This window comes from Streptomyces sp. NPDC058683 (assembly GCF_042716195.1).
GTDB lineage: Bacteria > Actinomycetota > Actinomycetes > Streptomycetales > Streptomycetaceae > Streptomyces.
The window spans coordinates 180,758-196,351 of the sequence record NZ_JBHXSK010000011.1; the positions used below are offsets into that span (position 1 = coordinate 180,758).

Consider the following 15,594-nt stretch of genomic DNA (forward strand, 5'->3'; position numbering starts at 1 on the left):
GATGCGGCTCGATGTCAGCCGGTGATGTACAGGTCGTCGCGTACGTCGTAGACGCCCGGGGCCATCCAGGCGGCCGCGATCACGGCGTCGTGCTCCGCCCACGTGCGGACATGGCCGGTGAGGATCACCGTGTTCGCATCGGTGGTGACGGCGACTTCGCTGTCGTCGAGGATCAGGGCGTAGCGGTCCAGCGCGTCCGACACCAGCAGGGTGACGTCGACCGGGTCGGCGTCGTCGGAGATCTCGATCTTGTTCTTGACCCCGCGGACTCCCGTGAGTCCGGCGACCGCGTCCTCCGCGGCCTGCCGCTCCGAGCCGTACCGGACAACACCCGTCAGCTTCAGGTTGCCGTTGCTCGCGGTCGCCTCGACACCCACCGGCACGGCGATGTTCATCAGCAGCACGCTGTTCGCCGTCTCGGCCAGCGTCACGTCGTCGCGCTCGTGCGCGGGCGGCAGCACGACCTCCAGGTTGTTGTGGACCTTGGTGACGCCGGCCACCCGCTGCGTGGCGGCGGCGGCTTCCAGGTACTGGAGGTAGCTCGGGACGGTCCCGGTGAGCCTTACCTCGCCCCCCAGGTTGTGAACGGTGATGGCCGACGCGTCCACCAGCGGATCGAAGACAAGTTCCGCGTCGACCGACTGCTGAATGTCCTTTGTCTTGCTCATCGGGGGATCCTTCCGTTCCGGCGAGAGCGGCGAATTTCCGCTTCGTCATCAGTTCATCGCGAAACCCCGGTGCCAGTAAAAGCGATGCGGATGATTCTGGTATTGGTCCGCGCTATGGATTCCGCGGCCCAGGCAGGGTACTGGTACAGGAGACGACCTTTTCGGCGGTGTCGAAAAGTACCTGCTGCAATTCACGAGGGAGGTCCGCGTTCCACACCAGACCGGCGGTGGCGGTCAGCGGGGACCCCTCGACACGAACGGGCACCATCTCATGACGGCCCGCGTCCGCCGCCGACGGCACAGCGATCCCCACGGGCCGGCACGGCCCCGTCAGGACGGCGCTCGGGCGGCTCCCGGTCGCGGCGAAGGCCAGCGTCATCGGCAGCGACTGCCGAAACGGCGGGTCGGTGAAGTCGAAGGGCCGATTCCTGGTCCGCAGCACCGAGCGCCATGCGTCGTACGTTCCGGGATCCGCATGACGAGGACCGTGGATGACGTCCATGCAGGCGAGTTCGTCGAGGCCGATGGCCCCGTCCACCGCGCCCCGGTGCCGTGCGGGAATCCAGACATCGGGTTCGAAGGACCCGATGGCCATCACGTCGAGGGGGTCCGGCAGCACACAGTCCGCCGGGCTCAGCCAGCCCAGAGCGGCGTCGGCCCGCCGTTGCAGGATCGAGGAGAAGTCCGGGTCCAGCGCTGCCTCCGACCAGATCACGTCGACCTCCGGGGCCGCGGACCGCAACCGCGAGACGGTCTCGGCGGCGAGCGTGGGCGGCAGATACGGCTGAACGACGAACCGCAGGCGCGACCTGCCAAGGCCCGCCGCCCGCCGGGTCCGGCTGACGCCGTGATCGACCAGGGAGAGAACGGCCCGGGACTCCTCCAGCAGCACGGTGCCAGCCTCGGTCAGCCGAACTCCTTCACGCCGACGCTGCAACAACGGTGTGCCGACGAATTCCTCCAGCCGCCGAATCTGCTGGCTCAGTGTCGGCTGTCCGACATACATGCGCTCCGCGGCATGTGTGAAGGTGCCTGCTTCCGCCACTGCCACGAAATAGCGCAGATGACGCAGTTCGACACCCTGAGGTGCCGAATTCACAGTATCGAGCGAGGAACTCGATTCGTTTCCGGCTTTTTCCATGCGGTCCCATCCGGCCACTCGAGAGAAGCGGACGCATGCCATGCTGCCAAAGGTCCCGCTGCCGGGCTTGCGTCATCCGACTGCCTCGGCGCCCTCACCGGGGGTCTCGGGCCGCACCCTGTCGTGATACATCGCCACGACCTCCCTGCGCAGGCTGAGCCGCTCGGCGATCTCGCCGTCCGGAAGCCGCCGGGCGGACAGCTCGGTGATCTGTCTCAGCCGCTCGGCGGACGACTCGGGCCAGTCGATCGGGGCGCCCGTTGCCCGCAGTTCGAGTCGTGCCTCGTCACCGCACGGCAGCGCGCCGATCCGGTCGAAGGCGGACTGCGCGGAGGTCAGCAGCGCCCGCGCCTCATGGATCCGACTCCGGCGGCGCAGCCAGGAGCCGTACGCCAGCTCGACCTTCGCGCGGGCATAGGGCCAGTGGGACAGATCCTGCCGCAGCGCCGCCAGGTAGAGGTCTTCGGCGTCCCCGTCGGCGGCCAGCACGGCGCGGGCGTAGGACAGATTGATGTGGTGCATCGGCGACGACGTCTCCCGGGCGGCCGCCTCCAGTTCCGCCACCAGCTCCCGGGCGTCTTCCTGGTGTCCGGCGTGTACGGCCGCGTCCGCGAGGGCCATCAGACTGAGAAACCTCTCGCTCTGGTGGAAGCTGCGATCGGCCGGATCGAATACCGCCCGCAGTGCCCGGTAGGCGTCCCGGTTCCGCCCGACCGCCAGCGAGACGAGTCCGCGGGCGAGTTGGAACAACGACAGCATCGCGTTCCGGCCGCGGGCCTCCCGCAGTTCGGCCTCGCCGGCCTGCCGCAGCGCCTCCTGCACATCACCGGTGTGCACTTTCAGCAGGACGTCGCACACCAGCGTTGCGGACTCCCACAACGGCTGCCCCGTCTCCGCTGCCAGCCGCTTCCCCTCCTCGGACGTGTCGGCCGCCCGCACCAGGTCCCCGAGCAGCACATGCGTCCACGACTGCATGGTCAGCACATGGGAAAGCAGTCCCAGTCGGCCCTGGCGGCGCAGTATCACCTCGGAGCGGGCGAGCAGCTCGGCTGCTCGGGGCAGGTGGCCCACCGCGTGCGCGGCCATGCCCATGAGCCGCAGCGCGTCCCCGTCGTGGCCAGGAGGCGTCCGGGTCAGTCCCTCGATGACCTGCCGAGCGCGCAGCAGCGGTTCCGCCAGTGCCAGGGCAGCAAGGTGGCGTGGGTCGCCCGCCGTCTCGGGCAGCCCGTCGAGGCAAGCGACGACACGTGCCCGGGCGGGCGGCCCGGGGTCGGACTCATAGCAGCGGAGGGCAGCCACGTGGAGAATGTCGAGCGCCAGATCGGGATCGGCCGGAGCGGACCGCAGGGCGATGTCGCACAACACGTTCACGCGGGCGGCGTCCCCGAAATGTCCGCGGTCGAACATCTCGCCGAGCCATTCCATGCGCGCCCGGTCCCGGTCGGTCAGGTCGGTCCTCGCGGCCGACTGCAGCGACTCGTGGACGATGTCCTCCCGGCCGATTCCGAAGGCGTGCCGGGCAGCCGTCACCAGCCGGTGTCCGCGCAGCGCCGACCAACTCGTCAGCTCTGCCGACCTGGAGAGGTCGTTGATCGCCGCGATCACCGCGCCCCGGCTCAGTGCCTGCGCGGCATTGGCCTCCAGAGCGTCGGCGATCCGGTCGTCGGGACCCACGATGGAATGGGCACGGTGCCAGGTCCGCCGGTACACATCGTCCAGAGTGTGCGCCAGCGCCCGGTGGGCTGCCTGATGCCGGGCCAGGCTTTCGGCCTGCAGGATTCCCGAACGCACCAGGGGATGCAGGAAGGCGACCCGGCCCTCTTCCACGGTCACCAGTCCCACCGCCCGCGCCGGGTCGAACACCTCGGGAGTGACCGGTTCGCTGCGCAGGGCCGAGGTCGCGGCGATGATTTCGTCGAGGTCGTCCGCCGGGTCGACGGCGGCGACGAGCACGGCGTCCCGGGTCGCCGGGGGCAGTTCGGCCCCACGTCCCGCGAACGCGTGTTCCAGCCGGTCGGACAGGGTCAGCGGACGTAGTCCACTGGAGGGCAGGGCCGCCAGCGCGATCGGCAACTCGCGCAACGCCAGCGGATTGCCCAGCGCCTCTCGCCGGATGCGCCGCCGCTCGGCCGGACTCAGGCCAGGAGCATGAACGGCCAGGATCCGCGCTGCCGCGGCGTCGTCCACACCGCCCACGGTCAGCTCCGGAAAGCCGGCGTGCAGAAACGGGCCCGTATGGCCACGACGCATCACGGCGATGATCACCACGGGTCCCGCCACGCGCCGTCCGACGAACGTCAGCACCTCGTGCGACTGCGGATCCAGCCACTGCACGTCGTCGGCCAGTACCAGCACCGGCCGGTCGGCCGCCACGGCCGCCAGCAGGTCCACGACCGCCAGACTGATCAGGAACGGCTCCGGTGGCGGTCCCTCGACCAGGCCGAACGCCACCAGCAACGCTTCCCTCTCGTGCCCCGGAAGCAGCGAGACATGATCGAGCACCGGACCGATCATTTGGTGGAGTCCCGCGAAGGGAAACGTCGCCTCGCACTCGACACCGACCAGCCGCAGTATCCGGAAACCCCGGGCCCGCCCCCTGGACTCCGCCTCATGCAGCAGCGACGACTTGCCGATACCCGGGTCCCCGACCATCAGCACCACCGCGCCGTTCGGCGGCGTACGTTCGAGGAGCCTCGCCAGCACAGCGATCTCCCGCTCCCTTCCCACCAGCATCGCCGCGCTCATGGCTCCCTCCCAACTCCCTGGAACCTCCACGCTAATCACTCCGCGCCATCGGCGGCTTGCGCCGTTTGACTGTTCCCGCCCACACATCCGGCAGTGCGGCGAGCGCGGGTTCCAGTGGTCGTTCGCAGCCGGTTTCCTACGGCTTCAGCAGCGGCGCCAGCTCACCGCGCGAGGTGATGCCGAGCTTGGGGAAGGCCCGGTACAGATGTGCGGCGACCGTACGGTGTGACAGATGCAGTCGTTCCGCTATCTGCCGGTTGGAGAGCCCTTCGGCGGCCAGCCGGGCGATCAACGTCTCCTGGGGTGACAGCAGTTCCATGACGGACGGAAGCGGGTGGTCAGCTGCTTGAGCAGCGTTGCGGCCCGCCCAGTCGGAGGCTCCGATGAGGTCGAAAGCGGTCCGCGCCGAGAGCAGCATCGTGCGCGACCGAGCGGCCTGCCGACGGCGCCGCAGCCACTGTCCGTACGCGTGTTCCGTCCGCGCCTTGACCAGCGGCCAGCGGGTCAGATCCTGGCCCAACGCGACCAAGTACAGTTCCTCGGCCGCCGTGTCGGCGGCGAGCACGGCTCGCGCGTACGGCAGCTGCACGTGCAGCAGCGGGGCTGGAGTCACACGTGCCGCTTCTTCGAGTACGGCGAGTATGCGCGCGGCTTCATGACGGCTGCTGCCACGATCCGCCGCCATGGCGAACGGCATCACCGCGGCGAATCCCTGCCACCGCAGGCCCTCCTGCGGCAGGTCGAGGAGCGGCCGGAGCTCCTCGTACGCCTCGGTGTACCGTCCCTCGCCGAGGCGCGCCACACCACGGGCCAGCCGTAGCGTCGGGACGAGATCGGTGCGCTGCCATCCCGCCACGGTGTCGGCCAGCTCCACCGCACGCTCGACCTGCCCGCGCAGTGCGGCGGCGACCGCGTCCGTGCCGGTGAGCGCGGCGACTAAGCCCGGCTGTCGGGTCTCGGCGAGGATCCGGCGTGCCTCTTCGGTGACATGAGCGGCACGCGGCCAGTCCCCGAGCAGCAGCAGGTCGACAGCTTCGGTGAGGAGGGTCTCCGACAGCAGACCGAGTCGGCCCTGCTCACGCAGAATCGGTTCGGCCCGGCCGAGCAGATCGACCGCGCGGACCGGATCGCCGATCGCGTGCGCGGCCATACCGAAGAGCCGGAGGCCGTCGGCGGCAGGGGGATACCACACCGTCTCGCTGGAAGGCAGCCGGTCGGCCACCGCCCGGCCGTGGAGCACAGGTTCGGCCAGCGCCAGAGCCGCGATGCGCCGTGGGTCACTCGTGTCGGTCAGCAGCTCGGCGGCCGCGACAATACCGACCCGCAGCGCGGGGTCGGTACCGGTCCTGTGGGCACGGAGCGCCGCGCTGAGCAGCAGGTCGAGAGCCAGATCGGGATCGCCCGCCGACAGCTCTGGAATGTCCCGCACGCGCGTGCGGGCCGGACCGGGCTGCGGGTCCGCGTCCGAGATGTCATGCAGCCACCCGGCCCTCGCCCGGTCCGCGTGGCTGAGCTCCTGACGTTCCGCCTCGTCTATCAGGGAGTGGGTCAGGCATGTGCGACCGAGACCGTACGCGTGCTCGGCCGCACCCAGCAACCGATGCCCCCGGGTGGCCGACTCCGTGGTGAGCTGCGCCGATCTCTCGAGCGCCCAGATGGCCGCGAGGACTCCGTGACGCCGCAGCAAGGAAGCATGAGCATCGGCCAGCTCGTCCGCCAACTCGTCGTCGGGGCCGTTGACGGACTGGGCACGATGCCAGGTGCGCCGGTTCGGGTGTTCGGCCAGCACCTGCGCCATGGCGGCGTTGGCGGCCTGTCGGCGGGCCGGGGTCTCCGCCTCCAGCACCGCGAACCGGACCACGGGATGGAGGAAGCGCAGGGTCGTCCTGTCGAGTCGTATCAACGAGTCCTCGACCGCGCGGTCGAGGAAGTCCACGGCTACCGCGCGACCTGCCAGGACGGAGGCGGCTGCCAGGATCTCCGCGAGGTCTCCGACCTGGTCGACGGCTGCGACCAACAGGGCGTCGCGGGCCTGCGCCGGCAGTTCGCCGAGTCCGGCCGCGAACGCCGCTGCCAAGGCGGAACTCACCGGCAGGTGGGTCCACGAACCCGGCGGCCCTGTCGGGCGCCACGCCGTGGGGAGTTCGACCAGCGCGAGCGGATTGCCGAGCGCCTCCCCGAGTATCCGCTCCTGAACGGCAGGAGGAAGCGTGGCCGCATGCCTGGCCAGCAGCCGTCGCGCCGAGGACTCGTCCAGCACCGGCACGTCCAGTACGGCCACATCCGGCATGTTCCGTCCCCTGCGGAGTGCGACAAGGACGACGATCGGGTTGTCGCTCGCCCTGCGCGCTGTGAACGCCACTACGTCCCGGGTGGGTTTGTCCAGCCACTGCACGTTGTCGACGATCAGCACCACGGGCTGTTCGGCCGCCCTCTTGGTGATCAGGTTGAATGCGGCCAGGGCGACCTTCGAGGTCTCCGGCGGTGGCTCCGAACCGATCTGGAGGGCCGCGCGCAGGATCCCGCCCTGTTCCGCGGGCAGAGCGTCCGCCGTGTCGAGCACCGGCCGTAGCAACTCGCGTAGACCGCTGAAGGGTGCGCCGCCAGAGCGCCCGGCGACCTCCAGCGTCTGCCATCCCGCCGCACGGGCGCGTTCCGCTGCGGCCCGCAACAGCGCGGACTTGCCTACCCCCGGACCGCCCTGCAATACCAGGGCGCCACCGGCACCGGGCAGCCTTCCCACCAGTTCCTGCAGCACTCTCAACTGCTCATCGCGGCCAAGGAACCCGCCCTCGTACACGCGTCTCCCCAGTCTTCCAGTACGCTCCACGCCTTCTCAGCGGGATCGTAGGTGAACAGCGGCCGCAGGGCTTGAGTCATGTGACCGGACTCGGAACCACAAAGCGTCGATACCGGGCTCAGGCAGCGTATGACGCGCGAGTACGCCGTGAACACCGCATCAGCGGACACACACGTCACACGTAACCTCGCCGCCGCACCACGCTCAGGGCCAGGACGCCCGGCGGGACGTCCAGCCAGAACCTGAGCAGCCGGTAGCCGAACACGGCCGGGGTGGCCGCCCCGGTCGCCCCCGGCCTCCAGTGCTTCGAGGCCGCCCGGCACGGGAGCCGCGTTGGGGATCAGGGGGGAGGCCGGGACTCCGGAGACGCCACCTCCCCCACCGTGGCGGTACCGATGCTCCCGCCGGAGCCTGGTCCGCGGATCCGTCACATGACTGCATCACGTCATGCGAAGGTCCCGCCGCCACGCGTTCGTGGACCGATCCGCCTGCGGAACGAAGTGATGAGGTACCGAATGCAGCCGGATGGCGGTTCACCGTCCGGGCGGCCGCTCCTAGCTTTCGACGCGAAGAGGGCGACTTCGGGCAGGGTCGGGCACCCGTTGCCCATCTGCGCCCTTCTGCCTAGAACCCGTCCGCTGCCTCAGCCGGCTGAAGCCCGCCGGCCGTATTCTCAGAAAGAGCCACCATGAACGACACGCACGCTGCGACCCAGCGCACTCTTGACGCCCATCGGCGGGTCACCGTTGTCGGCGCCGGGGTCATCGGTTCCTCATGGACCGCCCTGTTCCTCGCCAAGGGACTGACCGTCACCGTCACCGACCCCATGCCCGACGTGGATAGGCTGGTACACGACCAACTGCAGCAGGCCATCCCCACGCTGCGCGCCCTCGGGCTTCCCACCGCTGACCTCGACCGCAACCTGCGCTTCGAAGCCGACCTCGGCAAGGCCGTCGCGGACGCGGACGTCGTGCAGGAGAACGGCCCCGAACGCCTGGACGTCAAGCAGGACCTCTTCGCCCGGATCGAGCAGGCCGCACGTCCCGACGCCCTGCTGCTCAGCTCCACCTCGGGCATTCGCGCCACCGACATCGCAGAGGCGTTGCGGCAGCCCGCCCGCCTCGTCATCGGCCATCCCTTCAATCCGCCGCACCTCATCCCGCTGGTGGAGGTCGTCCCCGGACAGAAGACCGACCCGGAAGTGGTCGAGCGGGCCGTCGCCTTCTACACGGCGCTCGGCAAGAAGCCGCAGGTCCTACGCAAAGAGGTGCCGGGATTCGTCGCCAACCGACTGCAGGCCGCGCTGTTCCGCGAGGCCGTCAACCTCGTCGTGCAGGGCGTGGTGACCGAGTCGGAACTCGACAGCATCGTGACCTCCTCCGTCGGCCTGCGCTGGGCCGTCGCAGGCCCCTTCCGCAGCTTCCACCTCGGTGGCGGCCCTGGCGGCCTGCCCCATTTCCTCCAGCACCTCGGACCCGGCCTCGAGAGCCTCTGGCGCGACCTCGGCACCCCGGAATTCGACGAGCCGACGGTCCGGCTCCTCTCCGAACAGGCCCGTTTCGGCGCGAGTATCGAGGAACTGGAGGCCGCACGGGACGAGGCACAGATCAAGGTGCTGCAAGCGGCATCCGTACCGTCCACTCCCGCCGTCGAGCCCGGCCGGACGCAGGACTGAGAAATCCACTGTCCGAAGGGTGACCTACGGTCTGCCGCGATCCCCGGGACTCATCACCGTTCCCTGACGACCTCACCTGTGTGACGACCCCGGGCCTGATCACCGTATCGGCGCCACGCTGCGGTGAGCCTGTCGTTTCTCCGGGTTGTGGACGGCATTCCCTGTCCATGAGGCGTGAGACGGGCGCGGTTCATTCTTCGGCTCAGCGCCGCCTGTCAGGCTGACCGGCACGATCGGGCGGCCGGCTGCCTGACCGCCCCTCAGAACACACTCTGTCCGCGTCGGTGAGTTCCCGCTGGTCCGCCTCGTCCATCAGCGCATGCGGCAGTTCGATGCGCCCTCGTTGGTAGTGAACAGCTCAGCGGCGAAGTAGCGAGGGTAGTCGTCTGACCGATGACGGCGGGGGGTCACGATTCTAGCGTTCATGGTGAACGCCACGGCCTCGGTCGAGGCCGGGCACCGCACCATTCATTCCCGCTTCGTGCCAGAAACGAGGCGACGCCCCCTTATGTGGAAGGTCACCATGCTCAGTTCGCCGAACGCACTCCTCTGGCGCGGCCTGCTGGCCGTCGTCATCGGCATAGTCTCCGTCACCTGGCCCGGTATCACCGTCGGCGCCTTCGTCATCCTCTTCGCCGTCTACGCCTTCATGACAACGGCGACGGACGGTGCCCGTGCTTTCGCCAGCGACAGGGTGGGTCCCGTCTTCGGCTGGCTGCTGCTTGCCCTGCTCTCGCTGGCGGCCGGGGTGGTCGCGCTGGCGTGGCCCGGCATCACGGCCCTCGCGCTCACGATCTGGGTAGGCGCGTGGGCACTGTCGACCGGTGCCATGGAGATCGTCCTGGCCTTCCAGCGCGGCGAAACGGCGGGCGAGCGGGCCCTGTTCCTGCTGAACGGCATTGTGTCGATCGCCCTTGCGTTCGTGCTGTTCGTCCGACCCGACATCGGTGCGGTCTCGCTCGCCGACGTCTTCGGGCTGTTCAGCATCGTCTACGGCGTCTCGGCGGTCTTCGCCTCGTTCGAGGAGCGGCGCGGTCGTGTCGACGCGGGCCGGTCCGAGCCGGTCAGCATCTGACAGACACGGAGTCACACTTCGGCGGCGGCGCGAGGGACCGCTGCGCCACGAGCCGCCGGTGCGCAGACGGCAGCGCGCCGCCGTCGACATCGCAAGCACAACCATCCCCAGGGGCACGTCCGCCCCTGGGGATGGCGCTCGTCTCAGGAATTCGTGGCCCCGGACGGTTCCACGACACCGACCGCACCGGGACCGTCGACGGCGAGCAGCTGGGCCGACGCACGCACCGGGTGAGCGTGCGCCGCTGGTCCCCGGGGATCAGCGGCGCTCCGGTGGCGCCCCCAACCGGTGCAGGCGCAGCGCCAGTTGGATCTCCAGGACGCGTGCGGGGCCCTGCCAGTCGTCGCCGAGGAGGCGGGCCACGCGCTCCAGCCGCTGGGCCACCGTGTTCACATGGACATGAAGGTCATCCTTCGTGCGGGCCGGGCTCATCCCGGAGGCGAAGTAGGCGTCGAGGGTGTGCAGCAGTTCCGTGCCGCGTCGGGCGTCGTACGCGACGACCGGGCCGATGGTGCGTTCGACGAATGCGGTGACGTCCCGTTCGCCGGCGAGGAGCAGGCCGAGGAAGCCGAAGTCCTCGGCGGCGGCGCCGTCCCCGCCCCGGCCGAGGAGGCGGAGCGCGTCGAGGCAGCGGCGGGCCTCGGCATAACCGGCGGCCACGGTGTCGGGCCGGACGGCGAGGTCTGCCACGGGCGCGGAGGCGCCGACGGTGACCGGCTGGTGGACGGCGGTGCCGAGTTGGCGGGCGGTGCGCCGGGCCACGTCGGCGGCGGTGTCGCCGGGGTCCAGGGGCAGCAGCAGGACGGTGCCGCCGTCACGGGCCGCGGCCAGGCCGTGCCGGGTGGTGGCGAGGTGGGAGGCGGCCGACCAGAGCCGGCGGCGGGCAGCCGCTTCCTCCTCGGCACTGGCCGCCGGGCCGTCCGGCCGGGCGGCGAGCACGACATGGGTGGCGTCGAGGTCGGCGTGCAACCGGGCGGCGCGGTCGCGCAGTTGGCGCGGATCGCGGTCGCGCGTGTCGAGAAGGTCGTCCAACAGCTCGCCGCGCACCCGCTGTTCGGCCTCGGTGGCGGAGCGGCGGGCCAGCAGGAGCAGCGACGTGACCATCGCGGCGCGCTCCAGGGTGCGCTGGTCGACGGGGTCGAGGCCGGGGTGGCCGCGCAGTACCAGCGCGCCGAGCAGTTCGCCGCCGGCGGCGACCGCGGCGATCCAGTCGTCGCCGTGCCGGATCGCGTGCCCTTCCGTGCGCGAGGTCGCCAGCGAGCCGACGTCAGCGGTGTCGGTGAACTCCACGGCGCCGCGGAGGACTTGGGAGACGGCGGCGGCCACGTCATGGACTCCGCCGCCGCGCAGCACGAGTTCGGCGAGCCGGTCGTGGATGTCCGAGGCCCGTTCGATGGCAGCGCTGCGGTCCTTGATGATCTCGTTGGCCCGCTCCAGGCCGGCCATGGCGGCACGGGTCTCCGTGAGCAGGTTCGCCCCGTCGATGGCGGCGGCGGCCAGCGCGGCGAAGGAACCGAGCAGTGCGATCTGCTCCCGCTCGAAGACGCGCGCCCGCCGGTCCGCCGCGAACAGCACGCCGATGACGTGCGGCCCCAGCATGAGCGGCACCCCGAGGATGGCGACCAGGCCCTCGTCGCGCACCCCGGCGTCGATGGTGAGGGTGTGCTGGAAGCGGTCGTCCCTGAAGTAGTCGTCGGTGACGTAGGGCCGCGCGGTCTGTGCGACGAGCCCGCCGAGCCCCTCCCCCATGCCGAGCCGCAGCTGCTGGAAGCGGGCCGCGACGGAGCCCTCGGTGACCCGCATGTAGGTGTCGCCGCGGGCCGGGTCGTTGAGGCTCAGGTAGGCGACGTCCGTGCCGAGCAGGGAGCGGGCGCGCTGGACGATCGCCTGGAGTACGGCATCCACATCCCGCAGTCCCGCCAGGTCGTGCGCGGTCTCGAAGAGCGCGGACAGCTCCGCCTCGCGTCGCCGTCTGCCCTCCAGTTCGGTGCGGACCCGCAGCGCGAGGAGTCTGGCCCGCTCCAGTTCGGCGATCAGCTCGGGCGCCCGGCCTTCGGCACGGGCGACCAGCAGCGGCTGCTCGTAGGCCTCCACCGAGGCGCCCCTGGCCAGCAGTTCGAGGAACGCCGGATCGGCGCCGGAGACCACCTCGGCACCCTCGGCGAGAGCGCCGACCGCTTCTGCCGGGGCCGGCCACCTGGCGGACTGCACTTGATTGCGCGACATGGTCACAGGATTCCGCATCGTCGCCGCGGTCCGTCGGGCCTGTGGAAAACTCGCGGACCGATGGCCGCCCGGCCCCTCAGTGGGCTGTCCAGCCGCCGTCGAGCACGAGTGAGGTGCCCGTGACGAAGGACGCCTGAGGGCCGCAGAGATAGGCCACCGCCTCGGCGACCTCCTCCGGTTCGACGAGCCGTTTCACGGCGGTGTCCGTCAGGAGCACCTCGGACAGCACCCGTTCCTCGGGGATGCCGTGCGCCCGGGCCTGGTCGGCGAGCTGCTTCTCGACCAGTGGGGTGCGCACATAGCCGGGGTTCACACAGTTCGAGGTCACGCCATGGGGTGCGCCCTCAAGGGCGGCCGTCTTGGAGAGTCCCTCCAGACCGTGTTTGGCGGCCACATAGGCGGACTTGAAGGCGGAGGCGCGCAGTCCATGGACGGAGGACACATTGACGATCCGCCCCCAGCCCTGCCCGTACATATGTGGCAGCGCGCCCCGGATGAGCCGGAACGGGGCCTCCAGCATCACCGTCAGCACGGTGTGGAAGACGTCCGGCGGGAACTCCTCGATGGGGCGCACCAGCTGGATGCCGGCGTTGTTGACGAGGACGTCGGTGCCGGCGGCGGCCGCCTCCGCCGCGTCCAGGTCGGTGAGGTCGAGGACGTACGCCTCGACGCCACCGCCCGCCGGGCCGACGCCCCGTGCGGCCGCCTCCGTCAGTTCGGCCAGCCCGGCCGCGTCCCGGTCCACGGCTCTCACCCGGGCTCCGGCGGCCGCGAGGCGCAGCGCGCAGGCGCGGCCGATGCCGCCGGCGGCACCGGTGACCAGGGCGGTACGGCCGCGCAGGTCGAGGGCGGGCGGATGGAGGCCGGGGAGGACGCCGGGCGAGCTCATGATCCGACCCTAGGCGGCCCTCCCCCGGGACCACATAGGGTCAGCGCACATACTTCAGCTGAAAGCCGTAGCGTCGAACCATGTGGGTGCATCCGACATAGCCTGCTTGATCCGGAACACCCCGAACTCGTTCAGCTCCGGCAGGGCGTCCACGTCGAACCAGGCCACCTCCAGCGACTCGTCGTCGTTGACACGCGCCTCGCCGCCGACGGCCCGGCAGCGGAAGGTGATGTCCATGTACTGGCAGACGTCACCGTTCGGGTAGGTGACCGGGTTCAGCGCCTGGACCAGGACCACCCGCTCGGCGACGCAGCGCACCGCCGTCTCCTCGAAGACCTCCCGCACGGCGCAGGCCGCGGGCTGTTCCCCGGGATCCGGAATGCCACCGATGACCGACCACTTGCGGGTGTCGGTCCGACGGCCCAGGAGCACTCTGCCCTCGTCGTCGAAGACGATGGCGGTGATCCCGGGCAGCCACAGCAGCTGGTGGCCGGCGGAGGCCCGGATCGCGTGGATGAAGTCAGGAGTGGCCATGCGCCGACCCTAACCGCCCGGTTCCCCCGAACCGGCCGAAGCCACGGGGCGTACAGCGGGTGTACGGCTACGCGTCACCGGCGCGCCGGGAGCGCAGCCCCGACCCGATCGCCCAGCCGATGCCACCGGCCGCGACCAGCACCAACGCGATCTCGGGCAGGATGCCCAGCTCGGTCGCGGGGGTCTCGGAGGTGCGCAGCGGGACCTTCTGGACCAGATAGGCGGGCACGAACATGCCGGTCCTCTGGGTGATCTTCCCGTCCGGCATGATGATCGCGCTGACGCCGCTGGTCACCGGCACGGTGACGGTCCGGCTGTGCTCGACGGCCCGGATCCGGGACATGGCGAGCTGCTGGTAGGTCATCTCGCTGCGGTCGAACGTGGCGTTGTTGCTCGGCACGGAGATCATCTCGGCGCCGTGCGTCACGGTGTCCCGCACGTCCCAGTCGAAGGCGGCCTCGTAGCAGGTGGCGAGACCGACCTTGGTGCCGTCGATGTCGAACACACCGGGCTTGGAGCCCCGGCTGAAGTCCTGCCGGACCATGCTGGTCCAGTTCTTGTTGATGGCGCCGACCAGACCGCGGAGCGGGAGGTACTCGCCGAAGGGCTGGATCTGCCGCTTGTCGTACGTCGCCGTCGGGCCCTTGACCGGGTCCCACAGGATCTGCTCGTTGAGGAGCTTGCCGCCCCGTTCGACGACCCCGCCGACCGAGATGGGCACGCCCATCGCCGTGGCGGCCTCGTCGATCACGGCGGCCGCGTCGGCGTCGGTGAACGGGTCGACGTCGGAGGAGTTCTCGGGCCACAGCACGAAGTCCGGCTTGGCGACCTTGCCCGCCTTGACGTCGGCGGCCAGCTTGAGCGTCTCCTTCACGTGGTAGTCGAGCACGGCCTGCCGCTGGGCCGCGAACTCAAGGCCGGCCCGCGGCACATTGCCCTGGATGACCGCGACGGTGACCGAACCGTTCTCCGCCTTGTCGCTCACCAGCGTCCGGGCGGCGACCGCGCCCACCACGGGGACGGCCACGCTCAGCAGGGCCGCGGCCGCCGCCCCGCGCCGGATCTCCCGCGTGCGGCGTCCCTCGACGCCCAGGCGCACCACCTCGTACAGACCGAATCCGCACAGGACGACCGCGAAGCCGAGCACGGGGGTGCCGCCCACCGCGGCGAGCGGCAGGAAGACGCCCTCCGCCTGACCGAAGGCGATCTTGCCCCAGGGGAAGCCGCTGAAGGGCACGCGCGCGCGTACCGCCTCACCGGCGATCCACACGGCAGCCGCCCACACCGGCCAGGCCGGCAGTCCGGAAACGGCGGCGACGCCCACACCGACCAGGGCGACGAAGATCGCCTCGATGGCCACCAGCGCGAGCCACGGCCCGGGGCCGACCTCGACGCCGGTCCACACCAGCAGGGGCAGCAGGAAGCCGAGGCCGAAGAGATAGCCGAGGCCAAGGGCCGCCTTCCAGGTACGGCCGCGCAGCACCCACGCGAATCCGGCGAAGGCGGGCAGGGCCAGCCACCACAGGGTGCGCGGCGGGAAGCTGACGTACAGCAGCACTCCGCTGAGCGCGGAGGCGGCGGCCGGGACCAGACGGCGCAGCAGCCGCAGACCGCGTTCGCGGGGCGCGAGGCGCGGTGTGAGCTGGTCCGACTGGTCGACGGAAGTTGCGGTGGCGGTCACTCCGGGAGTGTACGGCGGCCCGCTGTGCGGCCGACAGCACGGTCTCGGCATGCAGGAATCACACCGTTCCCGCGCAAGTCGTCCACAAAACGGGCATCACCGGTTACGGTGAGCCGAGGCGGGCGGCGGGGCCTGCCACAGGTCGGGGGACCGGGTACGG

General features: G+C 70.6%; 10 protein-coding genes. 2 read left to right on the forward strand and 8 right to left on the reverse strand.

Annotated elements, in window-relative coordinates:
• Window positions 1–14 precede the first annotated feature (14 nt).
• From ACFWXC_RS14540 to ACFWXC_RS14555, 4 genes are all read right to left on the reverse strand, one after another.
• Window positions 15–668 (reverse strand): BON domain-containing protein, encoded by a 654-nt coding sequence (locus ACFWXC_RS14540; protein WP_384478371.1) that lies wholly within the window; start codon window positions 666–668, stop codon window positions 15–17.
• Between the two features lie 112 nt (window positions 669–780).
• Entirely contained in the window at window positions 781–1,827 is a 1,047-nt protein-coding gene (locus tag ACFWXC_RS14545; protein ID WP_384478374.1) for a LysR family transcriptional regulator, read from the reverse strand.
• A 54-nt stretch (window positions 1,828–1,881) separates the two neighbouring features.
• A complete protein-coding gene (locus ACFWXC_RS14550) occupies window positions 1,882–4,554 on the reverse strand; it encodes an AAA family ATPase (protein ID WP_384478377.1) in 2,673 nt (890 codons plus the stop codon).
• 136 nt (window positions 4,555–4,690) lie between these two features.
• Window positions 4,691–7,384, reverse strand: a complete 2,694-nt coding sequence (locus ACFWXC_RS14555; protein WP_384478380.1) for an AAA family ATPase — start codon at window positions 7,382–7,384, stop codon at window positions 4,691–4,693.
• Window positions 7,385–8,042: 658 nt separating this feature from the next.
• On the opposite strand from ACFWXC_RS14555, the gene ACFWXC_RS14560 reads away from it, so the two are divergent.
• The gene (locus ACFWXC_RS14560) at window positions 8,043–9,029 is read left to right on the forward strand and encodes a 3-hydroxyacyl-CoA dehydrogenase NAD-binding domain-containing protein (protein WP_384478382.1); all 987 of its coding nucleotides are present in this window, start codon (window positions 8,043–8,045) and stop codon (window positions 9,027–9,029) included.
• Window positions 9,030–9,552: 523 nt separating this feature from the next.
• Entirely contained in the window at window positions 9,553–10,104 is a 552-nt protein-coding gene (locus tag ACFWXC_RS14565; protein ID WP_384478385.1) for an HdeD family acid-resistance protein, read from the forward strand.
• A 258-nt stretch (window positions 10,105–10,362) separates the two neighbouring features.
• Here ACFWXC_RS14565 and ACFWXC_RS14570 read toward each other — a convergent pair whose 3' ends face one another.
• The 4 genes from ACFWXC_RS14570 to lnt form a co-directional block, all read right to left on the reverse strand.
• On the reverse strand, window positions 10,363–12,330 hold the full coding sequence (locus ACFWXC_RS14570; RefSeq protein WP_384478388.1) for a helix-turn-helix domain-containing protein: 1,968 nt from the start codon (window positions 12,328–12,330) through the stop codon (window positions 10,363–10,365).
• Between the two features lie 76 nt (window positions 12,331–12,406).
• A complete protein-coding gene (locus tag ACFWXC_RS14575) occupies window positions 12,407–13,219 on the reverse strand; it encodes a 3-hydroxybutyrate dehydrogenase (RefSeq protein WP_384478391.1) in 813 nt (270 codons plus the stop codon).
• Window positions 13,220–13,273: 54 nt separating this feature from the next.
• The gene (locus ACFWXC_RS14580) at window positions 13,274–13,753 is read right to left on the reverse strand and encodes an NUDIX domain-containing protein (protein WP_365803472.1); all 480 of its coding nucleotides are present in this window, start codon (window positions 13,751–13,753) and stop codon (window positions 13,274–13,276) included.
• A gap of 67 nt (window positions 13,754–13,820) precedes the next feature.
• Complete coding sequence (gene lnt / locus ACFWXC_RS14585; protein ID WP_384478394.1) at window positions 13,821–15,434, reverse strand: apolipoprotein N-acyltransferase; 1,614 nt, start codon at window positions 15,432–15,434, stop codon at window positions 13,821–13,823.
• Window positions 15,435–15,594 lie beyond the last annotated feature (160 nt).